General features: G+C 49.3%; 20 protein-coding genes. 4 read left to right on the top strand and 16 right to left on the bottom strand.

Features of this window, described 5'->3' with window-relative positions; translation table 11 throughout:
* Window positions 1–108 precede the first annotated feature (108 nt).
* From cas4a to cas6, 10 genes are all read right to left on the bottom strand, one after another.
* A complete protein-coding gene (gene cas4a, locus BLQ99_RS13725; RefSeq protein WP_093691946.1) occupies window positions 109–1,029 on the bottom strand; it encodes a type I-A CRISPR-associated protein Cas4/Csa1 in 921 nt (306 codons plus the stop codon).
* Window positions 1,013–1,627 (bottom strand): CRISPR-associated protein Cas4, encoded by a 615-nt coding sequence (cas4, locus tag BLQ99_RS13720; protein ID WP_093691944.1) that lies wholly within the window; start codon window positions 1,625–1,627, stop codon window positions 1,013–1,015. Before cas4 ends, cas4a begins: the two co-directional genes overlap by 17 nt.
* Entirely contained in the window at window positions 1,620–1,889 is a 270-nt protein-coding gene (gene cas2, locus BLQ99_RS13715) for a CRISPR-associated endonuclease Cas2 (RefSeq protein ID WP_093691942.1), read from the bottom strand. The genes cas4 and cas2 overlap by 8 nt, the downstream gene beginning before the upstream one ends.
* A gap of 1 nt (window position 1,890) precedes the next feature.
* Window positions 1,891–2,898 (bottom strand): CRISPR-associated endonuclease Cas1, encoded by a 1,008-nt coding sequence (gene cas1, locus BLQ99_RS13710; protein ID WP_093691940.1) that lies wholly within the window; start codon window positions 2,896–2,898, stop codon window positions 1,891–1,893.
* 141 nt (window positions 2,899–3,039) lie between these two features.
* Window positions 3,040–3,618: a Uma2 family endonuclease gene (locus tag BLQ99_RS13705; RefSeq protein WP_093691938.1), complete on the bottom strand. Its 579-nt coding sequence runs from the start codon at window positions 3,616–3,618 to the stop codon at window positions 3,040–3,042.
* Between the two features lie 47 nt (window positions 3,619–3,665).
* Entirely contained in the window at window positions 3,666–4,445 is a 780-nt protein-coding gene (locus tag BLQ99_RS13700) for a hypothetical protein (protein ID WP_093691936.1), read from the bottom strand.
* Window positions 4,446–4,449: 4 nt separating this feature from the next.
* On the bottom strand, window positions 4,450–5,415 hold the full coding sequence (locus tag BLQ99_RS13695; RefSeq protein ID WP_093691934.1) for a DevR family CRISPR-associated autoregulator: 966 nt from the start codon (window positions 5,413–5,415) through the stop codon (window positions 4,450–4,452).
* Between the two features lie 17 nt (window positions 5,416–5,432).
* Complete coding sequence (locus BLQ99_RS13690; RefSeq protein WP_093691932.1) at window positions 5,433–7,121, bottom strand: hypothetical protein; 1,689 nt, start codon at window positions 7,119–7,121, stop codon at window positions 5,433–5,435.
* A gap of 5 nt (window positions 7,122–7,126) precedes the next feature.
* Window positions 7,127–9,583 (bottom strand): CRISPR-associated helicase Cas3', encoded by a 2,457-nt coding sequence (gene cas3 / locus BLQ99_RS13685; protein WP_093691930.1) that lies wholly within the window; start codon window positions 9,581–9,583, stop codon window positions 7,127–7,129.
* The gene (gene cas6 / locus BLQ99_RS13680) at window positions 9,570–10,538 is read right to left on the bottom strand and encodes a CRISPR system precrRNA processing endoribonuclease RAMP protein Cas6 (RefSeq protein WP_093691928.1); all 969 of its coding nucleotides are present in this window, start codon (window positions 10,536–10,538) and stop codon (window positions 9,570–9,572) included. Before cas6 ends, cas3 begins: the two co-directional genes overlap by 14 nt.
* A 310-nt stretch (window positions 10,539–10,848) precedes the next feature.
* Between cas6 and BLQ99_RS13675 the strand changes: the two genes are divergently transcribed.
* From BLQ99_RS13675 to BLQ99_RS13660, 4 genes are all read left to right on the top strand, one after another.
* Window positions 10,849–11,256: a rhodanese-like domain-containing protein gene (locus tag BLQ99_RS13675; RefSeq protein WP_093691926.1), complete on the top strand. Its 408-nt coding sequence runs from the start codon at window positions 10,849–10,851 to the stop codon at window positions 11,254–11,256.
* 499 nt (window positions 11,257–11,755) lie between these two features.
* Complete coding sequence (locus BLQ99_RS13670) at window positions 11,756–12,022, top strand: hypothetical protein (RefSeq protein WP_093691924.1); 267 nt, start codon at window positions 11,756–11,758, stop codon at window positions 12,020–12,022.
* Window positions 12,019–12,735 (top strand): CoA transferase subunit A, encoded by a 717-nt coding sequence (locus tag BLQ99_RS13665; RefSeq protein ID WP_093691922.1) that lies wholly within the window; start codon window positions 12,019–12,021, stop codon window positions 12,733–12,735. Before BLQ99_RS13670 ends, BLQ99_RS13665 begins: the two co-directional genes overlap by 4 nt.
* A 40-nt stretch (window positions 12,736–12,775) precedes the next feature.
* Complete coding sequence (locus BLQ99_RS13660) at window positions 12,776–13,444, top strand: 3-oxoacid CoA-transferase subunit B (protein ID WP_093691920.1); 669 nt, start codon at window positions 12,776–12,778, stop codon at window positions 13,442–13,444.
* Between the two features lie 178 nt (window positions 13,445–13,622).
* Here the strand turns inward: BLQ99_RS13660 and BLQ99_RS13655 are convergent, their stop codons facing one another.
* The 6 genes from BLQ99_RS13655 to BLQ99_RS13630 form a co-directional block, all read right to left on the bottom strand.
* Complete coding sequence (locus BLQ99_RS13655) at window positions 13,623–16,688, bottom strand: molybdopterin-dependent oxidoreductase (protein ID WP_093691918.1); 3,066 nt, start codon at window positions 16,686–16,688, stop codon at window positions 13,623–13,625.
* A complete protein-coding gene (gene nrfD / locus BLQ99_RS13650) occupies window positions 16,615–17,859 on the bottom strand; it encodes an NrfD/PsrC family molybdoenzyme membrane anchor subunit (RefSeq protein WP_093691916.1) in 1,245 nt (414 codons plus the stop codon). Before nrfD ends, BLQ99_RS13655 begins: the two co-directional genes overlap by 74 nt.
* Entirely contained in the window at window positions 17,852–18,667 is an 816-nt protein-coding gene (gene dsrO, locus BLQ99_RS13645) for a sulfate reduction electron transfer complex DsrMKJOP subunit DsrO (protein WP_093691914.1), read from the bottom strand. The genes nrfD and dsrO overlap by 8 nt, the downstream gene beginning before the upstream one ends.
* A 306-nt stretch (window positions 18,668–18,973) precedes the next feature.
* The gene (locus tag BLQ99_RS13640; RefSeq protein ID WP_093691912.1) at window positions 18,974–20,371 is read right to left on the bottom strand and encodes a sigma-54-dependent transcriptional regulator; all 1,398 of its coding nucleotides are present in this window, start codon (window positions 20,369–20,371) and stop codon (window positions 18,974–18,976) included.
* The gene (locus tag BLQ99_RS13635; RefSeq protein ID WP_093691910.1) at window positions 20,322–22,208 is read right to left on the bottom strand and encodes a sensor histidine kinase; all 1,887 of its coding nucleotides are present in this window, start codon (window positions 22,206–22,208) and stop codon (window positions 20,322–20,324) included. The genes BLQ99_RS13640 and BLQ99_RS13635 overlap by 50 nt, the downstream gene beginning before the upstream one ends.
* Entirely contained in the window at window positions 22,205–23,245 is a 1,041-nt protein-coding gene (locus BLQ99_RS13630; protein WP_093691908.1) for an ABC transporter substrate-binding protein, read from the bottom strand. Before BLQ99_RS13630 ends, BLQ99_RS13635 begins: the two co-directional genes overlap by 4 nt.
* Window positions 23,246–23,802 lie beyond the last annotated feature (557 nt).

The following is a 23,802-nucleotide window of genomic DNA, read 5'->3' as shown; positions in this document are numbered from 1 at the left end:
ACCCGCTTATTTATTGGCCTGGCAGGCATTGAACCAGTCGCATTTTCGGCCCCAAATTCCGCAAATGCAAAACCTGCACGAAAACCACCGGTATTTGCGAAAATCGTCTTATTGGTGGCAAAATTCATAACCAGGACAGTACTCATAACATCCCTCCGGTATGCCAGGGTCAATTTCCTCGCATATCATACGCATTTTACTGTCACGCGACTCAATAAACCACTGCCGCAGCTCATCGTCAATCAGATGCATGTCTTTCGTCACAATCAGGCGCCCGTTGCGGAATTCGCCATAAACAATACAGCCTAAATTTACGGGTACCTCGTACAGCGCCTCCATTGCCAAGGCATAACCTGTAGTGGATAAGCGATGGAATTTCTGCGGCGCACCAAATTTGAGATCAATTATCATCGGTTCTGACAGAATAAGTGCGTCGGCACTCAAATACTGGCTGAGCCCAAGGAAACGCCCGTCAAGTTTGTTTTCGCATACCAGCGGGATTGCCAAATGCGCCAAGGAATCGGCGCCAATATAAGGTTGTTGCGTTAATATTTCGCCAATTCTTGCTGCAATCCTGCTTTGCTCATAATCGCGCAGAAAGTTTCCTTTTGTCTTAATGTCCTGACTCTGTTCGGCCGAAAGCAAATTCAAATCGTCAGGCCATTTGATTGCAATTGGCTGCCGCAGCGCAGCCATTAGCTTCTCCGGTGCATATGTGCCATGATAATAAATCTGTTTTTTCGCATTTTCCATTACATCTACTATTATTTGATGGAATACTCGGCCCGATATCATGAAAAAATTGGGTTTGAGTTTATTTTTCAGAACACGGCGCAAATATAAATCACGGCTGGTGGGACAATAGCCGCTACTTACCTCATATACGGCCAGCCGTTCCTCATACACCGGCTCAAGTGGCGCCTGGTGCCAATTCCAGCCGCGCAGTTCTTCATCGATGTCCAAGCGGCGTGCCTTGGGCAGCATTTTTTTGAGAAACATTTTCCGTTCATCATCAGTTAAAAAATACATTTACCTTCTTCTCCTTTCTCAGGTCATCTACATCGCCGCAGAAACGTTTGTACTCGCAGTCCCAGCATTTAACCACATGGCGCGTTTTGTCCGGCATACGCTCAGTCGCGATAATATCGCGAATTTTCCCAAGTATTCCATACACAAAAGCGCGAGCATTGGGAGTAATTTCTACCGGAATAATCTCTTTTTTCGGCACGAGGTATAAAAGCCCGTAGCGTACGGTGCAGTCATAATGATCCTCGAGGAGCATCGCATAACTGATAAGCTGATACTTATGATTAAGCGAAGCGCTCCGTTCGGTAAACTTGAATTCCACTGGAAAATATCCTCTGACGGTCGCAATATGCATGTCCAGTTTCCCTTGAAGCCCAAGACGGGCCGAAGCAAGATGCATATGAAAAATCCGCTGGCCTTCCTCTAAATTATACCGTTTCAGAGTGCGGCGCTTTTCCAATTTATCGAGAATAAGGTGATCCTCTTTGCCAGCTTCCATTTTATAAGTAGTTTTTTTCTTGACCGGACATACATATAAAAAATAGATGATGCGCGGGCAATAAATATATTGTTTAATATCGGAAACTTTTAGATTATGCATCTTCCTCACCCGATTCATCGTAAGTGTTTAACGATTTTACAAGCCGGAAATCTTTGTCACAGACCGGAACAATAACGAGTCGTGCAGCTTTACGGCCGATGATTTTCTTGAATTTTAAAAAAATCTCTTCCCGCCGGTTATGATTGAGTTCGCCGAAAAACATACTGTACTGGGCATGTCTTAAGCCGTAATCCTTGCAGGTCTCAAAAATTTTCGTCCGCAGTTTATCATCCTCAATATCATATATAACAAAGTGATTCATACTACCACCCGCAGATAAATGGTTTGTACTTGGCCTCACCGCGCAGGAAAGTAGCAATCCTTCTAGCCTGCGCCTGGATGATAGTTTTTAGTGACTGTTTGCGGCCTTGAAACCGTTCACTCGCCTCCAGCCGTTCAATGATTTTAGCGGCGAGGCTCTTGCGCGTAGCCAAATCAAGCAATCCGTCTTCTATTTTTATGTCCATACCCTTATTAACGGCGGCAATAACCGCCCGATCCACCACCGGTTGCCGAAATTCCTCGATAAAGTCATAGACCAAACTCTTTTTGCCCGGGCGGTCGACATGCAAAAAACCGCCGAAGGGGTCAAGCCCGGCCATTACAAGTGCCCGTTCTACCTGATTAGCTAAAATGGCATAGCCATAATTGAGCAGTGAATTAACCGGGTCCTGCGCGCCCCGATGTTCCCGTCCGGGAAACTGAACATTCCCGGAGAATAGCAGTTTAACACACTCCCAATACAAGTTACTTATACGTCCTTCCAGTGCCATAATACTACCCCGCACCTCGTCAATGCAGGTTCCCTTTATTTGCGGAAGCGTGCCGGCCAACATCGCCATCTCGTCCACCAAACTGCATACAGCCTTATATTCCTCGGGGTTAGCCGTTTTCCGGTACTTGGCAAAGTATTTCACGGTATTGATCTGGTTGCCAATCTTGCCATTGACAAAGCACTTTGCCATCTCAATTCCTCGCTCATCCCGGTAAGCGAACAATTGCTCACGCCGGGTCAGGACTGTACCGTTAAGCGTGGGTTGGTACAACAGGGCATATGAATCTCCGCCCGGAGTCATGAAACTGATGGTTATCCCATGTTCGGAACATTCTTTAATAGCGTCACTGGAAATGGTAACACCAAGGCTGTCGATGGTGATGTGTTCAAGGTCATGAAAAGGATACTCGCCTACCACTTTTCCGTTTTCTTTTACCATCAGCCGTTCACTTTTTTTGCCGATAAACGCCCCATAATTTGAGATAAACAGATGCATTAAATACCACCATCCGAAGATTGGAAAAACTGGCTTATTCGTTTCTAAACGCCTTTTTCCTTATTCTTCCTCATAAAATGGAAAATTATTACACGATATTTATAATAAAAAAAGCGACCATCGCTGGTCGCTTTTTCGAGGTTATTCCCGAAAGATGTCATTTAGTTTAATCACCAAACCAGGCAGTACATTTACCGGTATCTCATCATCCGGCCCAAACATTTCCGGAATGCCGTACTTGCCGTCAGTCCCCAAAGAAAAAGTTAATACCGTCCGGTCATTGGGATGAACAATCCAGTACTCCTTGACACCGGCTTTTTCATAAAGATAGAACTTTTCCCGGACATCCTTCCTGGCCGTATGGGCAGAAATAATCTCAGCAATGAAGTCTGGCGCCCCTTTGCATCCCTGGTCATCAAGCTTAGCTTTGTCGCATACGACCACAATATCCGGCTGGACGACGTTTTTTATCTCGGCATCGCTTTCATTGCCCTCCGGCAGCCGGACGTCAAAAGGGGCGGTGTATACTTTACACGACTTATCGCGCAAGTAGTTATAGAGGACATTAAACAGGGCGCCGGAAATTTCCTGGTGCCGCCTGGACGGGGCAGGGGTCATGTTATATGCTACGCCGCCGATAATCTCCCATCGCTCGTCTTTCGGCCAGCTCAGGTAGTCGGCATAAGTATAGGTCTGTTTCGTATGGGCGGGTAAAGACATTCTCTCACCCCCGCTACTTCCTTTTTAGAAATTGAAAACTACAATTACTAGTCATGCCCACCTGCGGATAGATTTCGGTAGTAAGTATAATTCTTTGAACTGGACTCTAAGGCATAAGGCAACAAGTGTTGTTTAAAAATACGGTGTTTATTTAGTTCGATTTTCGCAGATGAAAATGTATTGATGCGTTCAAAAATATCGCGTGCCTCTGTTTCGCCAATATCATCCAAAAATTGAGCTACTTTATAAATGTTGATGTCCAAGCGGTGAAGTTCCTCCGGAACGGGAAGAGTAAAGCCATCTGGCAAGTGGTCGCAAATTTCCGTTCTCGTAAATTGCATAAAACTGCCCCGTTTGCCTAGATAGTTAATATGCGCCATGACAAACCGCAACCTATTCACCACTGTCTCGTCCAATTGCCCGATATCAACGGCCACTTGCAATTCGCCGCGAAAGTAGCAGTATTCGCGAAAACCAATGGTTGAAATATACGGGTTTTCAGGAGTCGGTGTTTTCGGTTCCCGCTTTATTTTAATAAATGTATGATTTACCACTAGCTCACGGGGAGGTTTAAAACGGACGGGCCGATCCTTCACGGCATGAAAAATTTCCATTGCCAATTCCGTTCCCTCTGCCCGAAAGGATGCGTCTACCAGGGCTAGTTTAAAGGCATAGGGCGTGGGAACAAACAGGGTCTTGCCGCCACTGGAAGTGCTGTGCGACATCCGTAGCGAAAACAATGTCGTTGGCCGATAACAAGCAACCAGCCATTTAGGTTTGTGAACACTTCTTGCTGCTACCGCTTCGCTTTTTTTCCTGCCCGCCATGCCACTACCCCCTGAAGGGCTGTACATTATCAATTAAATTGCGCATATGGCCGGCAAACTCGCTTAAGCTGGCAAAAGAATATTTTTGAATACTATTCGGCTTTAACTGGTTTAACGTATCGACAATCTCATCAATTTCCTTGGCGTAACCACTATTTAAAGCGCTTGCCATAGGTGCAGGAACGGTCGATGCCGATACCGTCAATACGCCTTCGAAATTAACAATATGCGGATTTTGGGTATTGCGCTGGGCGCCGTTGGGTTTAAGGAACGTAAATAACACGCTCTTTAATAACCCTTGCATCCGCTTATGCAGTTCTTCCTCACTTAAAACATATTGTCGCGTAATGTCGTTACGGCCCAGTCGATAAAGATCAACATTAAGGACAACGGCATACTGCCCTGAAGAAGCCGGACGATGGAAAATATTTTGCCCAGTATTGGCACCGGTTTCATCGCCAGAGCCTTTACCGCGCCCGGCTTGGTCGAATTTTACATGGAAATACGCTTCCGTACGGGTAACGTCCGGCCGGCCCACCACCCAGCCAAATTCCAGTACTGATTTACGCCCAATCGCCCGCTTTTTGCCGCCTACTTCACTAGTAATCAAAATCCCTTCTGCATCATCAAGGCAACAAGTACGGATCGCCCCCGACAAGATTTCCTCATCGGTAGCACTTTTCGTAAAAGATGCCGCAAATGCGGTATCAGCGACGATACGATTGGCATCAAACACCATACAAGCATTGCACAGAGAGAGGTTTTCTTCCCTGGCGATATTATACATATGTTCCGCCTGGATATGCTTGAACATATCGCCAGAAATAGCGTTGACAGCGTGAAGCCGGCCAAACTCATCGACAATCTGGACTTCACGGGTCATCAAATGGTTCCCTTCTGCCCCCTCGTTATTTAACGAATGGAGATTCAATGTCATTAATCCGGAAATAGCCAAAGAATGGATTTGCATAATTCTCCCTCCTCTTGTTATTCATCGGTTTCCTGCGGGTCACGCGCATACCCGTAGGCTAATAGCAACATACCAACCAATTCGGAAGAATGTTTTTCAATGAGATCTACTACCTCATTTAAATCTTTAGTTGTGACCAAAGCTCTTCTAACTTTGCCCTGTTCCATATGGCGGGAATTTTCGTTATTATAACGCTGGACAAAATCGGCAAGTTCAATAATAAATTGGTCCTTAAACTTAACTTTTCTTTTCCAGTCTTGCGCTAAACCGTAATGAATTTCAAATGGCGTTTTTCCGGTAATGGCTTTTTGCATTTGGGCATTGATCGTTGCCCGTCGGATGGCACGTGCTACATTTTGAAAACCTGGGTTTTGAATAATCTCTTGCAAACCGTATCCCATAAACAACCTCCTCAAATTCTTGGTTGTAAACGCCTCCGCCCATTGTTTTTGGGCTTTGCGCCGCATGAAATGCACCCCGTATAAAACGAAGAACTCTAAGGCCAGCTCCAGTCTACCGGTAGAGATAAAATCCCTGTATAATTGGAGAATGGGCACATCGCTTGAGTTTTTCTCATTTAATGATTTAAGGTTACCACGGTGCTCGGCAATTATTTCCAGCCAATCTTCTGCATCTTGGGCACTGTTGACCGGGAGCCACCCGGGCAATCCAAGGAAAGAAATATTCATTGTAGCTGATGCTGTACCCAAACTTTTAAAATAAGTGGTATTAAATCCTTTAATGATATCTTGCGGCGTGTGACCGCGCATAGTGAAAACACCTTGACTGCCTGCATACTCTTGCGAGTGTTCGATCAAAAATTTGGCTGAACTTAAAATTGCCTGGATATCAAGCCAGAGCGAGCCGAACAACCTTTGGGCCAGCAGCGATTGGCGCAACAAAGCTATCTGGTTAACAGTTGCATTTTCCGGCGCAATAATAAATACTTTGGTATCATCCCCTACCGGATAGGTTAACATGGCCAAGTGCATCGCCCGAAATTTCAGCCACTCCTCAAACCAATCTGCTAGTTTATCGGAAAATCCAGCAGCAGCACTACTATCTGGCTTGGGCCGATGCGTACCCTTGCCCGCAGCAGGATTAAATAGTTGTAATACTGACGCCGCTTTTTTTAAGGGCGGCTCGTCTTGCTGCAGCGCCGGATCAAAGTTGGCCAGACCAATTCTGCTCATTACTAGCCGCGACAGGCCTGTTGTCTCCCGGAGCGCTTTATGTAGTTGGTTATAGCTGTTTGAGCCCATTCGCATAGCATTGAAGGTCTTTATTACTGGCAAATCATCGGGCGGCGGAACCGGGTGCTCAAGCCCCTGTTCCTGTAGGCTTTTGGCAACCTTTGTCGCCTGTTTACCTAATGTTTCTTGATATTCTTTGTATACCTTTTCCTGTCCCCGTGCCGCTTCATAGTCATAATATCCGGTCGGCGGACAATCGGGATCATCCTCCTTTAACTTAATGTAGCAATAGCCCGGTCCTGGATGCCACTTTTCAAAATCTTTACTTGTCAGCGCCGGACGAATCGTTATGCGGTAATGGTCGCCTTCGTCACGAATGGTGGCTGCGGCGGTAGGCGTACTTACCCTTTTAACCTCCTGCAGTAGATCAGCCATCCCGATCGCGACTAGTACATCGGCGTAAGAACCGGTTTTTTTGGTTACATCGACAAAATCCAAGACATCATTCTGCATGCCTATCACCCCCCTGTCATTTTGGTTGCATATTGGTCTGCCAAACGCAGCCTGCGCACTAAGAACCAATAAAGCGGCAGCCACACATAATGTTCTTCCGCGCTGATAAGGGCGCGCTTAAAATTTTCGCCATCCCTCTCTTGGATAGGTACAATCAATTCATCCACCATAATATCTAAACCGGCGGCTAAAACAGCTGCATTCAGGCATGACGCTGCATCCGCAATAAAGCTTAACTTCCTGCCCACCGTTTGCGTTTGGCTGCTGTGATGCCGCGCAATAGCCGTTAGTATCGCCTTCCAAATCCCACCAATAATTTCCTCATCATGAAAATGCTTGTCAAAATATCTTCCTAGCGCCTTACTCACAGCAAAAGCGCCTTCAGCCGCATGCGGCCCCCGCGTTAGGTGCATCAATCTTTGTTTTTCAATATCGCCAGCCTCAGGGCGAAAGGTGGTATGTGCAACCGGACTACCTTCCTCCACGATTTGCTCTGGATAAAACCGCTGCTGCCAGTCGAGCGCAGCTTGCTGCCATTGTTTAAGTAGTTTCCCCGTATCGTGCAAGGCGCAAGTAATCTCGACTAGATGTTCAGCAAATCTTGGGGGCAACCCCAAATGACGTTCCAGACGATACCTTGCACAGACAGACCGCTTTGCCTCGTGCCTAGCTTCTTCTACCACCTTTATTACATGGTCTTTAAACGGCTCATACTCAAAATGGTAAGGTGTCCATGGTTGAATCTCGTTTGCCGGAACCTGCGGGACCGGCCCTGGCACCCCCAGTTCCAAACCGATATCGGCCGTATAGCGGGCAAAACGGGGCGAAATGGCAATAAGCCATTCTGCCATTTTGAGTTCGTTGCCGACTGTCAACGCATGCCACTCAACGGTTGTTACTTGCCCATCAGTTTCTTTTATTCGCGGTATTTTCGCAAACCATTCGCCCGGTGCACCGCAACCAGTCATAGTGTTAAAAGCGCTGTACAGGCTGGTGCGAGGCACGGACAAAAGTTCCGGCAGGCGACTCAGGTCAATTGTTTCGGGCGTATCGGTTATTATTACCCCAATTGAGTCAACATGGCGAATAAGATCAACGATTTTGCTGCGATCAGCAGTGTCGATTGCCTGGCTTACTTCTCTGCGCCGCCGCGCGTTATCGGCAAAAATTGCTGTAAATACTTCTGACTCCGCCTTACCATGTACTAAATCTACCAGTGCCTGTTCTTCCGCAAACCCCAAAATATTTCCGTTCTGAGCAGCTATCGCTTGCCTTGTTCTTTCTATTGCCGCTGCCGATAAGCGGTCGCGATATGGGCCTAGGCGGTAACGACCTTGTTGATCTACCTCCGGCTCGTACACCCAAACGGTGCCAGTATTGCGGGGAAAAGGATAACGCGCGGCGCGTCCGGCCCGCTGAATCAGGGCGTTGGCCGGGCAAAGCTCGGTATGAAGATTATCAGCACTGATATCCACTCCTGCTTCGACAACCTGTGTTGTTACCAAAATAGCATTTGTCTCTTGGGCGTTAGGACCAAAATAGCGCATTAATTGACCTTCAACAGCTTGCCGGTCCTGCTTTAAGAAACGGCTGTGCAACAAAAACAGTTGGCAGCCGGGGTGCAGCACATCTTTTAGGTCCCGGTAAAGGCCTTGAGCACGGGCAACCGTGTTGCAGATAACAATTGTTCTACCATTATTGTGGTGCGTTAAAACTTGCGCTGCCGTTACCGGGCTTCCCGTCCAAACATAGCGCCGGCGCTTATCCTTGTGACTGGGCATTATTGCTAATTCTTCAGCGCTTACCGTGATCACTTCGGCCGACAAGTGCTGCTGGAGGGCTTGGACAGCGTTTGATGACATAGTAGCAGTCATAACAACAAACTGAACATAAGGAGCTAACCGCTCTGCCATCTCCACGATCGTAGCCAGCGAACGGCTCGGATCTAACAAATGGATTTCGTCCAAGACAACCAGTGAACCAAGTAGCGCCCCCGCATTAATATTAGAAAGTTTTGCCGGCAGCGACAGTGGAATGTTTAGATAGCCGGCGAGTAATTGGTCTATGGTTGTAAAGATAATGTCCCCTTCAAAAAATGGGTCTGCCTTGCGTTCACCGGTCTGAATAGTCACCGCCAGCTTGCTCGGGTGATAACGCTTCTCCTCCGGCAAAGAAGTTACGTCAAATACCTGTTTACAGCTGTCTTGCACTGATCTATAAAGACTATTGGCCAAGGTTCGCATAGGTAAGACATAAAAAACTCTATCGACAAAGGGCTGTCCAATCTGCCTCGAGTGAAGATACCCTAAAAGAGCCGCCCATGTTTTGCCACTTCCGGTCGGGGCACAAACTATTACGTTTTTCCCCTGTTGTATCGCTTGCGCGCAACGCAATTGGTAAGAATAGGGCGCAGCGTTAGTGGCGCCAATAAGATCACTAAATAATGCCTCAATACTGCTCATGCTCGTTCTTCACCTCATATTTCCCCAGCCCAAACACGCACCCTTTGCCGACATGGATTACTTCCCCGAGCTTCAGCAGCGGCCAAAACGGAGCAATGTCGCCTGCATAAACGATTTCCCCGACCAAGCCGCCCATGTTCATTTTTGTTTCCTGCCGGTGCGAATAACGCTCCCAGTCGACCAGCCGCAGGCTGGCGCGGATGGTATCCACCATTTCCGCTTGAGCGATAAGCTGTCGGTAGTCAACATCCTCTTGCCGGTAACCATGAAAAAAATAATACAGCGTGCTAACGCGCCTAAGCAGATTGCGGATTAATACATGAAAAGGCACCGTCGTAACAAGACTGTGGTCGTATTTCAGCCGGGTCATGGTAATAAAATTTAGCCAAAGTTCGCTGGCCGCAAAGGTCTCCCCCGCCGTCAACTCCCCCAGCGTAACGCCCGCATTACCCGATGTCACCATGTTAGTCGCCCGGTTATAAACAGGAACAACCCGGCCATCGGCCATCACTGCCCGAAATTCCGCTAAAACAAACGTCAAACGCCCTTTTCCCAGCCCAATATTGCCTAACTCCTTAAAAGTCAGAACAAAATAGGGCAAATACTGGATAGCCTGCCCAATTAAAACCAAGCCAAACCTGAGCTGTTCCCCTGGCGCGTAATGCGTTTTGGTTTCTAACGGCGGTTCGATGACAAAAGGCCGAGGAATATCGGAAAGGTTTTTCAGCACAGCACTACCGGCAGGTGGTGACGGCTCAAAAATTTGCCCATAAGCACAGGCTTGTGCCAACATACATTGCGAACAAACCGCTTCCGTCTGGCTGCAACAGATGCGGCGAAAGACATGGCCAAAGCCACCGCGTAGGGTAGAGCCTTTATACGGCGGCAGCAGCAAGCCCTTCGGCCCGGCTTCCAGCACCACCTCGTAGCGCGCAACGCGAAAATCAGTAAACAATTATTAGCCCCCTTTAAAACGAGGAAATATTTAAATGCTAATTTAAAGCATTCCATATTTTGTCATAATTTCCTGCAAAATTATTCCAAATTCCCTACTTCAGCCCAATTAATATCCATCCCTTACTTCACTACGCTTCACCACACCATTTTTCCCATTGAACCGACACCCCATGGCACTTTTTACAATATTTCCCGGGAAATGTCGTTCACTGTTTCAATTTCGGCCGGCAGCCGCGTCATTTCTACAGGATCTTCGCCGCAAGAGATCGAACACATTCATAACGAAAATACTAAAGCAGGAGGCCGTAATGACCACGAAAACCAAACTTGCCGTGCTGGCCATTTTGCTTATTCTCACTCTGCTCACTACCGCCTGTGGCGGCGCAACATCGTCGCCCCTGCAGCAACCGGCGCCAGCCGTTGACGTAACGCCCGAAGAGGCTCTTAACGCCTGGCAGGGCAAAAGCGCCGTCATCCTCGACGTCCGTACCCCCGACGAATTTGCCCAGGGCCATATTCCCGGCGCGGTCCTTATCCCGCTTGACCAGCTCGATAAGCGGCTGGACGAGGTGCCCAAAGATAAAAAGGTGCTGGTCATCTGCCGCAGCGGCAACCGCAGCAGCCAGGCCACCAAACTACTACGAAACAACGGCTTCACCAATGTATACAACGTCCTCGGCGGCATGAACCACTGGCCGGGACCGGTAGAAAAGTGACGAAAATATAAAAAGATAAAAAGAGCAGCCTGCCTCGCGGTAAAGCTGCTCTTTTCTTTATATCAAAACTTTAACATAAAATAAAACTCATTTCATTTATAGCAACAAAGATCGGTCTGCTAAGGCTGGCCAATATCGCTTGTCCATACGCTAACCCAGGCTACAGACTATTGCCCGATTTTCATCTGGCCGACGACTGTTTCTCTTTTCATACATTCCACAAGCTACTCAGCATCATTGTCAATTTTGAACACATTGATATTACGGTCGAGCGCGAGAGCAATATCGTCCAGCGTGGAAGCGGATGAGGAAATATTTTTCAGCAGCAGTTTTAGTTTTTGCACCTCAACCTCTAATTTTTTTATTACACTATTTTGCCTATTATATTATTTGTAACTATTTTCACAATTAATGAAACTATGCTAAAATAACATTAGTTGTACGAATGAGGTGTTATTTCTGCGGATACGCCACTGCTAGGCTACGCCGGCCGCGCCCGTTGATACAGGAAGTCGCACTGGCACTGGAAACCAACAGCATCGCTTCCCTCAAAAAAGCAGACGGCGCCATTGTGCCGGTGATCAATGCGGACCGTAATGCAGCACGGGTTAAGGAGTTCAATAACGGCCATTATACTCAAGCGTTTATAATTGCCGCTGTTTTAAGCATTGCCGGCATTGGGCTGACGCTCATCGCCCAGCACCGGAAAAACGCAGCGCTACAACAGCTGGCTCATACTAACAATACGAAAGGAGCGAGAATATGAACAAGGTTATGGATTTGGACAAAGTCATGGAAAAGGTTCATGACGGCGCCACCATCATGGTCGGCGGTTTTCTGGGCGTGGGTGCGCCGCTGAAGTGTATTGAAAAACTAGTTGAACGACAAGTCAAGGATCTTACTTTAATTGCCGTTGTCAACTCCTACCCCGGCGGCGGGTTCGATTTGGCCCCGCTGTTTAAAAACAAACAGGTTAAAAAGTTTATAACCGCCCATACGGGCACCTGTCCGGAAGCCCTGGAAATCTACAAGAGCGGCGAATTAGAGGTAGAGTTCTATCCAATGGGCACATGGATCGAGAAAATTCGGGCCGGCGGCGCAGGACTGGGCGGTGTACTGACCCCTATCGGCATTGGGACACTGGTGGAAGAAGGCAAGCAGAAACTGACGATTAACGGCAAAGAGTACCTTTTGGAACTGCCGCTCCGGGCAGACTTTGCCTTCATCAAAGGCTACCGCGCCGACCGGCTGGGCAACGTCCAGTACCGGGGCGTGTCGATTAACTCCAACCCCATTCTCGCCATAGCCGCCGACTATACAGTGGCGGAAGTTAACGAAATTGTCGAAGTGGGAGATATTGAACCAGAGCGGGTAGGTACGCCCGGCGTCTTTGTCAAAGCGGTCATTCAGGGGTATACCTTGGCCGAGCATCAGGAAATTTTTAAAGACTTGTGGGTGCGAACGGGCCGCTTAAGCTGATTTTTCCGGCCAAATTTTTAAGCAAGGAGGTTCATGCACGATGGATTTTAGAGAAATGATTGCGCGCAGAGCCGCATTGGAACTAAGCGACGGGGAAGTGGTAAACCTGGGGTTTGGCATACCGACAGCAGTGGCAAACTATATTCCCCCCGGAATCAACGTAATTTTGCAGTCGGAAAACGGCTGTCTAATGTTTGGCCCCACTCCCAAACTGGGCGAGCAGGACGCTGACATCGCCAACGCCGGCGGGCAGCCGATCACGCTCATGCCCGGAGCGTCGATTTTTGATCTGGCGACCTCGTTCTGCATCATCCGGGGCGGTCATGTTGATACGACTATCTTAGGCGCCCTGGAGGTGGACCAGGAGGGAAATATCGCCAACTGGGCCATGCCCATCGCGCCAGGAAAGTATTCGCCGGGGATGGGCGGCGCCATGGACCTTGTCGGCGGAGCGCGCAAAGTCGTTGCCACTTTGCAGCACACTGACAAAAAGGGCAATTCCAAAGTGATGAAAAAATGCAGTCTGCCCCTTACCGGCAAGGGCGTAGTGGACGTTATCATTACTGACAAGGCGGTGTTTAACGTAACACCCCAGGGATTGGTGCTAAAGGAAATTGTGCCCGGTCTGACGGTACAGGACATTAAAAACATTACGACAGCAGAATTCTCCGTAGCCGGTGACCTTTGTGAATACCGGCTGCAGCCGTAAAAAATCTCGGCCCGGGTTGCCGGCTTGCCCCGGCTTGCCGGCAGGCCTCCCCGGATAAGAGCACTGACCTTCGCCCCGCGCCTATCCCATTTACTCTACCGTGTCAGTGCCCATGCCGGGCGCACGAAGAAAAATCCAAGACCGCTATAGACCGGTCTTGGATTTTTCCGTAATACCGTTATGCCTTCACTTTTTCAATTGTAACCGGGACAGCTTGGCGCGCATTGGAACCACAAGCAAAATCAGCTAAAGGCTGTCGGCCCTTGCGGCTTGGATCAAACATGCCCAATTGGTTAATCCAGGTGCCGGACGCCCGGCTTTTCGACAGTTTCATCACTTGATCTCCCACTACAACGTCGGCAGCACCTTCCCCAAAGCGGCCGAAGCCATGTTCAACCCCGACGGCTTGAGGATGAATCCCTTGCCGTAGCCGGCAGACGCCGGTTAAGGTACCGTGCGGAGATCTGAGCCTAATTATATCGCCGTCTTTTAGCCCCAGCTTATTACCCGTCTCTGTATTGATATCAACGTAGTTGGTATACCGAATTTCCCGTATTTGTTCGGAGGAAGCTGAGGCCGCTGATACCACGTGAGACTTATAACTAAATGCCAGGAAAGGATATTGGGCCGGATCGGCAACGTGGGCCAGCGGCGTACCGTCCGTAAGACGGGACTCGTAATACAGCGGAACACCGCTGTAGCGCTCGCCGGTCAAGGCGTTGCGGGTTGTACCTACCGTTTCGTTATAGATTTGAATCGCCTTGGGGTAGCGTTTTGCCAACAGCTCACCATCATACGCTTTGGACTTCGATTCATACCGGCCGCCCCTTGCCATGATGTAAGCTACCTTACGCCAGTTTTCGCTACACACGTTTTGTAATCTTACACGCCACTCATTCAATCCGCATATCTCTAATTCTTCGTCGCTAATATCCGGTACGGGCGTACCATCCATAGCAATGTTTTCAAACACCCGCAAATAGACATCTTCGGGACGATGCAATGGATACAGCTTCCCGTCCGTCCCCTTAATTGCCTTGTCGCCGAAGCCGGGAAGCTTCAATGCCTTGCCCAGTTCGATGAGAAAACTGTCCAGGCAAATCGGTTCACCATTAGCCGTTTTTGCCGTTCTTGGTTCCACAACCGGATACCGGATAACACTGGCTTTGGTCAGCGTACCGTGCCACGGTCCTAACACACCCCAAGTTTCATACATAACGCTGTCAGGAATGATATAGTCCGCTAACTGCGAAGTTTCGTTGATAAAAGGATCAACTGATATAATCAACGGAATGGACGCCTTGGGATCTTTCAGCTTTTCCGCCAGAAACTTGGCCCCCGATGTGCCGTAGATAAAGGAAGCATTATAGAGGAGCAGCGCTTTTAACCGGTATGGATAACCATTTATCGATGCATTAAGAAACTCTGTTTCCACCGAGTTAGTAAACGGGTACCACTGGTCTTCAGCCGGATAAGGCTTGCCTTGGGCCTTTTTGCGCTTGTATTCACTGCTCTTTTCATAAGGGCTGCGGGTGCGGTCCAGGCGGATGCCGGATATTTTCGGCTTATCAGGATAAGCAAAAAGGTCATACCGCGGTCCTTGCCAATCAGCGAATTTGCCGCCGCCGGTACTCATGCCCCCTTTGTATCCGACAGCGCCGACGAGAGCCGTCAGCGTCAGAATAGCGTAAGTGGTATAAAATCCGGTAGTGTGCATGGTTCCCCCATGGCAATGGATCCCAACCTTACGGCCATGGCTGGTAAACTCGTCGGCCAGCCATACCAGATCTTTCAAGGGCACACCGCTAATCTCACTGTACTCGTGCAGCGTTTTTTGCATGGCCGCTTCTTCCAGCAGCTTAAACGACGACTTTACAGCAATGCTTTGCCCGTCGATGGTTACTCTCTGATCCACACTTAGTCTTGCTTTGCTTGTCTCGGTGACAAGAGCCAGTTCTCCGGTCTTGTGCTCAATACAGTAGAAAATCTTGCCCGGCTCTTCGCCTTCTTTAACCGGCGGGACTTCTTTGAACAAAAACTTTCCTTCCAGCGGATGGCCTTTTTCCACGACCACCAGATGGGAAGCGTTGGTAAAACTGCCCTCTTTGTACTGCTTCATCGCTTCAGCACTCGGTATCGACAAATAGGCTTCGTTATACCGCTTGTTTTCAATAATCCAGCGAATCATCCCCATGGCCAGCGCCAGATCACCCTGCGGTTTTATCGGAATCCACGTCGATCGGTCTGTGGCTATGGTATCGCTGTTGGTTAAGATGGGTGTAATGGTAACATAACGCAATTTCTTTTCAGCCCGGGAATTGGCAAGCAGTTTTCCCATTAATTTGAAAGGATTACCTGCCTGACCAGGAGCAGTCCCCCAGTTGATAAGGAATTCGCATTCGTCAAAGTCCGGTTTTAAATGGGGGTACTTTTCAAAGTCGCCCAAAAAAGCGGCGCTGCCGGCCCGCATCGAAAGGCCGCAGATGGAAGTGTGATTGGCCATATTTTTTGAACCGAAGGCCATAAGAAACCGCTGGACGACAAAGTTTTGCCGCCCGTCATCAACGGCGCCGATACAACCAAGCTGCTGCGATTTGGGCCCATAATCCGGATTATCGGGATCAATCAAGGTAGTGGTGTCCCGTATGGCGGCCAGGCCGTCCACATGACCTTCGCCAAAGAGGTCTCCCCCTTCGACGATTTCCTTGATGGCTTGTTCAAGCGAAATGGGCTGCCATTTGTTCTCGCCCCGTTTGCCTACACGCTTGAGAGGCGTCAAAACCCGGTAAGGATCGTGAATTTTGTCAAAGACGCTGTTGCCGCGGGCACACACCGTAGAACGGTTGGTCTTCTTATCACCGCCTCCTGCCGTCCATGCAAAACTCTCTTTGATATCTGTATTGAATTCAAGCCACGGATGGCTGGAGAGCGGATTGTAAGGATTTCCGGTTACCCGTACCACCTTGCCGGAAGCTTTGTCTATTTTAACGCGGACACCGCAATGGGTAGTGCAGCCATTGCACATGGTATTGACCAGTTTAAAGCCTGAATCGAGATTTACTTTGCCGTCTTCGCTGACGGTGTATTCCGGTTGTAAAGCATTGCCGTAAACAGGATCAGCGGCCCGCTCCCCTTGATCGCGGAAGGTAGCGGCCAAAGATAGCATATCCTTATAGCCCGAGATTGCTCCCACGGCTGCTATTCCCGCCGTGGCTTTCAAAAAGTTTCGGCGACTCGTATCCATGATAGGCTCCTTTCTCATAATAGCGTTTCATCTCATCCCCCCAAGGGAAAAGAAGCATAACAAGACATAATACGGCAACAAACAGACTGCCGTTAGCCAATACGGACATGATACTGTCCTGTCCGGTAACGGCTGCATGGTACTCTAACAATCCACCTGTAGATTTGGCCATCCCCTGGCCCCCAATGACGGTGTTCCAGCGGAAAAGCCATACGCCGGCGGCACTGATGAAGCCTGCGGCCATGACGAAAGAAAGCTTTTGCCGTAGCGCGGTGAAACCGACCGCCATGGGCAGAAAGAGGCCAATAATATATTCGATGACCACGATGTCAAACTGATGGTAGCTGAAAAACTCATAAAGAGCATATTTTTCGCTGCCGTTAAAAGGCATGGCAAACGTTAGCCAGAAAAACCGGATTACCAAGTCGATGACAATGAACCAGGCCAATAATTTTCCTAAATCAGCCATTAGCACCCGATCCACTTTGCCGACAGGAGAAAAGAACTTTTGCACGACCGGCAGCAACACCAGCAGAAGTCCCGTGCCTGACACCATGGCGCTTGCCAAAAACAGTACGGGCATTAAAGGCGTATGCCAGAGCGGAAAGGCATGGACGGCGCCAAGAATATAGCCGGTATAGCCATGAACGGAAAGGGCCAGCGGTATACCGGCAGCGCCAAGCCAATAGCTTAACTTGTGATCTTTCTTTCGCTCCGTATCGTTAATGGCTGTACGGCCAAAAGTAAGAAACTTATATATTTTTTTCATGATACTGTTCCGGGAAGTTTGCATTCGTCCTATCAGATCTTCCCGGTACATGATGCAAGCTTCAGTGAAAATTAACAGCGGATACGCCAGCAGCAGCAATACCCCCCACTTCATCGGCGAGGTAGGAAAGTTCTCCCAGCCGTAAAGGAAAAAGTGAATGACCCGTCCCGGCTGGCGCAAGTCATCAATGAGATTAAAAGGTGCGACCACCAGCAGTACAAAAGCCAGAAGCAAGGAAAACCCGGCAATGGGTTTATATTTTCTCATCCCAAATACGTGGGCAAAACTGGATATGATGAAGGCAGCCGCACTCGACCCGGTAAACCAAAAATAATTGGGAATATCAATCCCCCAAGGCCGGTCAGGCGTAATATTCCAAAGAGTTGTCAGAAACTCATTCACCTTTGCTTGCCTCCTTCGTATGAATTGTCGTCCATTCTCCCCGCAGGGTGCCTTCTTGTTTCCGAACCAGGTCTTCCATCGCTGCGCTGGCAGCAGGTACCTCCTGAATCCTTCTGTCAAGATGAATATAGAAGACCATAGGGCCCGTACCTTGCGACGGACGCAAAACACTGGTGGGGAATTTCTGCAACAGCTGACTCACTTCACTCTTCGGATCGTTTAAATCACCGCAGACCCTGGCTCCGCCGACACAGGTCTCGACGCAAGCCGGCAGCAATCCCCGGTCCAACCGATGGGCACAAAGAGTACACTTGTCAGCCACTTTGGTAACGGGGTTGAAAAACCGCTTATCATAGGGACAAGCGTTAATGCAGTAACCGCAACCCCAACAAATCGTATCATCTACAACAACGATGCCGTCATCCCGTTTAAAGGTGGCTCCCGTAGGGCAAACGGAAACGCAAGCCGGTTCACTGCAATGGTTGCACAATTGAGGCAGAAACACTTTACGCACCGCCGGGTATATACCGGTTTCAAATTCGGCAACCCAAGTCCGATAGTGACCTGCAGGCACGCGGTTTTCTATTTTACAAGCAGCCGTGCAGGCCTGACAGGAAATACATTTTCGCAAGTCAATAACCATACCGAACCGCTTGCCGGTCTGACCGGTATACCGGGGATCCTTGCGATCCCGACCGGGAATTTTCATCGATGCGGAAGCTGCAGAAGGGGCAGCGGCTACGGCCGCTGCCAAAGTCGTCGATAGTTTTTTCAGAAAGCTGCGACGCTTCATTTTGTCCTGTTCCATAATTCCTCCTCTTTCCGTTCCTGACACTGAATCGCCCGTATGGTATATTGCATGTTTCATGCCAATTGTATCGGCCCTTCAAAACCGGGAAAAACCGAGGTCACCAAGATTGGTTGTATGTGTAAACCCATGGTACTTTGCCAATATGACAAAACGTTTATGCATAATTGGCAAGAATCATTGCACCTATGCCAAAATGGCAGACAGCAAAAAAGTCATACATACCCACACCGCTGACTTAAACACGCGCATAGAGATGTATGACGGTACACGCCGATTAGGGTAAATAAAAACAGGATGAACCAATTACGTTAGTTCATCCTGCCCTGTCAAATTCCATTCTTCCAGATACCGGTATAAGGTTCGGAGTCCAATGCCAAGTTTTTCTGCTGCCACAGCTTTATTGCCCCCTACCATGGCCAAGGTTGCTAAGATGTGCCTCCGCCGCACCTCTTCCAGCGGCATCCCCGGCGGATAGACAAAGGCCGAATCAGCGGGTTTGTGACTACGGGAACGGTCAACTCCATCGTAGCAGAAGCCAACGAAATGGTGCCAGCTAAGCATCCCGCCGTCATACAACATACACGCCCTGTCTACCATGTGGGCCAGTTCCCGCACATTGCCCGGAAAGCGGTATGCCTCCATCCGTTCCCAGACCGACGGATCGATGGGCGGCTGGCGATGCGGATAGCGGCGTTTCAGGAAGTGTTGAACTAAGAGGGGTATATCGCCCCGTCTTTCCCGTAAAGGCGGTAAACGCAGAATCATGCCGCTAAGGCGGTAATAGAGATCCTCCCGGAATTGGCCGGCAGCAATGGCTTCCTCCAAATTCTTGTTTGTGGCGGCTACAACGCGAACATTAGTTTTAAATAATCGGTTATTGCCGATCCGTCGGTATTCGCCGGACTCTAAAAACCGCAGCAGTTTGGCCTGCAGGCCAACCTCCAATTCACCAATTTCATCCAAAAATAACGTGCCCTCGTGAGCCGCTTCCACCAGTCCCACGCGGGAAGCGACAGCACCGGAAAAGGCACCTTTTTCATGGCCGAACAGTTCGCTTTCCAGCAAGTTACTTGGTAAAGTCCCGCAGTTAATGGCTATCCACGGCTTCCCCTTCCGGCTGCTCCAATGATGAAGTGCTTTGGCTATCAATTCCTTACCGGTGCCGCTTTCACCGGTAATCAGAACCGGTATATCCCATGAGGCCGCTTTGCGCGTCAAGTCAATCACCTTTAGCAGGGCCGGACTGTTTCCCACTATTTCCGGCTCGCCTGTCTGCCGGTCCAGTGCCCGGTTCAATCCTTCCACCCGATCGGCAAGGCGGCGTTTTTCCAAAGCTTTTGCCAACACCAGTTCCAATTCTTTTAAATCCAAAGGTTTGGTCAGATAATGGTATGCTCCTTGGCGCATAGCCTCAATGGCTGTTTCAATGGTGCCATGGCCGGTCATCATGAGTACTTCCGGCGGCGACTGCAGTTGCCGCAGCGCTTGGAGTACCTGGATGCCGTTCATGCCCGGAAGGCGAATGTCAACCAGTGCCACATCAAACGACTTTTCTCGGGCCGCTTTCAGACCCTCCTCGCCGTTGGCCGCAGCGGTTATGCAATATCCTTTGCGATCAAGTCTATTTTCCAGCAGCGACCGAAACGAATCCTCATCTTCTATGATCAATACATGAATCACTGCTGACGTTTGGTTTTCCATGCTGTTCTCTCCCGTTATTTGCGAGGGGAAGCCGTAAGGTGACCACCGTCCCTTTGCCTTCTCCCTCACTGAAAATCTCTAGCCTGCCTCCCCAGCCTTTCACCAGCTCATTAACGATATAAATTCCTAACCCCGTTCCTTGTCCGGGCGGTTTTGTCGTAAAAAAGGATTGGCCGATACGGGACAGGTTTTCTTTTGGGATGCCCACACCGGAGTCAATGATACGCAGAAAACACTCTTGGTCCCTTACTTCGATCTGAATTTCGACCCGGTCGCCTTCGCCACAAGCATCCAGCGCGTTAATAAGCAAATTGAGCAATACCTGCTGCAACTGTCCCCGACTGGCTATGACTACCGGCAGAACGCCGGCGCCATTCGTTATTAGGCATTTTTGCAGGGTAATGCCCTTCTTTTGAGCACGATACAGGAGCAATTCCCGGACAGCCTCAACCGTCTCCACAACATTGACAGGTTCACTTTCGGCTTGAGGCAAACGCGCCGTATCGAGCCACATCCGAATTATGTTTTTGCACCGTTTCGTCTGGTCGCAAATAATGGAAAGATATCTTTCGCCATCGGCAAGCAGCGCGTCATTGTCTCCTTCTCTCAGCCGGTCGAGCATATCCTCACTATATCCGGAAATAACGGCAAGCGGATTGTTTATTTCATGGGCCACACTGGCAGCGACCGTTCCCAGGGCTGCCATTTTGTCCATTTGGACCAGCCGTTCCTCCAATTCTTTTTTCTGCCGTTGCTCTTTTAACATCCGGTTAAAGGCACTAACAAGATAGCCGACTTCGTCATCACCGCCGCCCGGAAGGTCATGATCCCATTCTCCCCGGGCTATTTTGTTTACGCCTTGCTCTAATTCACGAATGGGCTTGGTAATTTTGTTAGCAATAATATAACTGATACCAACCGCCGATAAGGATAAAAAAAGGCCTACAAAATAGAATCGCACCATCCAATCCCTAACCGGTTTTAACGCCTCATCCCGCTCTTTCTCTACCACTACAGCCCATCCCCAGCTGCCAACAGGAACATAGGCACCTAACACATCAGCACCTTGATAATTCACGTATCGTTTGGCTGTTGTTTCGCCGACCATTGCCGTTCTTTCCGCTGCCGGTGTTTCCTCACGGCGTAAGGTTTGCATGAACTCTTGCACCGCTAAACTTTTCCGGACATCGACGCCGCTCAATACTTGACTAAAATCTTCATGTCCAACCAGTTGACCTGTTTCATCAACAATAAAACTGTTTTCCCGTCCCTGCGCATTACCGGTTAAGGCCAAGTCGGCCACACCTCTCAAGCGCACCTTGCCGCCCAAGTAACCGATGGTCTCCTGCCAGCCGGTGGAACGAATGGGTGTGCAAATCATCGATGTGAGCCTACCGTCACTTTCCCTGTGAACATTGGTAATAAAAGAACTCTTTTTTTCCGGTTTGACTACTGCTTTTTCCGGCTGGCCCGACCCGGTCGGCCGCCACCGAGATACCCAGGCAATTGAATTGCCTTTTCGGTCCAGCAAATACACCTCTTCCAGCAGGGGATTTGTTTTTAACAGGTCATAAAACAAAGCTTGACGGCTTTCGGCATCCATGGTAAACAGCCGCTCATGGGAGGTCATTGCGACAGCCTGCAGATGATTGTCTACTCCCATCAGCAGTTCATTCACCACATCGGCTTTGACACGAGCGCTCGCTGCCGCTTTTTCGGCGACTCCCGCTTCCAGTCTGGGGCCGATGGTAAAGATGACAAAGAGGCCAATTAAAATGAGCGGCATCCATGCCATAAACAACCCGTATGTTAATACTCTGGTTCCAATCTTAGTCATTGGCAGTCCTTTCCTACCAACTGGTCGGCATAATGCAACTGAGCCGGCGTTAACTTAACCCCTATTCGCCGGGCAATATCGACGTTGATCACAAGTTCAACCCGATCCGGAGTTTCCACCGGAATATCCTCTGCCGAGCTTTGCTTAAGCATTTTCGCCACAAGTCTGGCCGCCTGCCGCCCTTGATGATACACATGAGGGCCGAAGGATGCAAAATAATAGGTTGAGGCATCTTTAACCCGCAAACCAAAAACGGGAATTTTTTTTACCAGCGACAAGCGGTATAAAACTTCTCCCCCCGACTCAATCATAAAACTTGGCATGAGCAGCAGTCCGTCACAGGCATCGGGAAGGAGAGTTGTTTCCAGGGCAAGCAGGTCATAAGGAGAACGAACAGGATACTTCACCACTTCCACCCCCAGCAGTTGGGCGGCTTCTTGGGCGAATTTTACCCCTTGCTCACTGGGAACAATGCCCGGCTCATAAACAACACCGACCTTTTTCAGACTTGGCACCAAGTGTTTGAAATACTCAAGCCTTTTCCCCGACAATTCGGCGTCAAGGTTTTCCACCCCTGTAATGTAACGCGGTTGTTGGGGATTTTGATATAATCCCCGGGACGTCGCCGAGGCTACCCCGGCGAAAACCACCCCTACAGTTCGCCCCGTTTCTTTATACCGGCGCTCTACTGCTTGCTGCGCAGCGTCAACTTCCAGACCGCCCAGCGCCACAACAACGTCCGGTTCCGCCCGTACCAAATCCCAAGCCAGTTCGGCAAGCCTCAGCCGGTTTTCACCGGCAGAGACTATCTGATACACAATATGGTTACCCTCCATAAAACCAAGTTCAGCCAGTCCCTGCTGCAGCCCCAGCAGTTTTCCCCTCCGCGATTCACCTGACATCAGCACCGCCACCCGCCGGGGCTTTTCCTCTGTTCGGTCAGAAAACAGTGCGGTTAAAGCAAAACAGGCAAGAAATACAAGCCCCAGGATGGCCATGATGATGTATATATATTTTTTCTTTTCCCCTTGCAACATGCCTTTTGTCAACTCCTGACCCGGACTACCCGCCTTGTCTGCTTACATTGTTACTTTCTCCTTCGATAAGAGATTGCCCTTTCCTTCTGTTTTTAACATGTGTAGGGCACCCCATTATCAAGACACATGTTAAAAATTTTTAAGCTATATTACCTCTCTTTCGTTTTGATATTTCCTCCATAATCACTTGTTGGTCAATAGCTTTGATCTCGTCCAATTCTTCTAAGATCCGGCGGCCGCTTCTATAAGAGCTTTCGAGCTGTTTCAACTCTTTCTCCGTGCCAGATTATCTATGATTGATTTGGCCTTTTGGATTTCGCTCTCCACATGGTGCCGGTATAGCACCTCCAGCCACTGCTCAAATAGATAGGCCAATCCTCACCCGGCCTTACGGCCGGGTGCAACGAGGCTGCCAAAAAGGAGGTCGAATTAGTGACTGTTTCAATCCTCACCCGGCCTTACGGCCGGGTGCAACAAGGAGTTTGCCGCTATGACCGGCATTGGCCAGTTTCAATCCTCACCCGGCCTTACGGCCGGGTGCAACCAGAGACCATCAG

This window comes from Sporolituus thermophilus DSM 23256 (assembly GCF_900102435.1).
Lineage (GTDB): Bacteria > Bacillota > Negativicutes > Sporomusales > Thermosinaceae > Thermosinus > Thermosinus thermophilus.
Note: the sequence above shows the minus strand (reverse complement) of the source record. Positions and strands in the feature narration are given on the sequence as shown.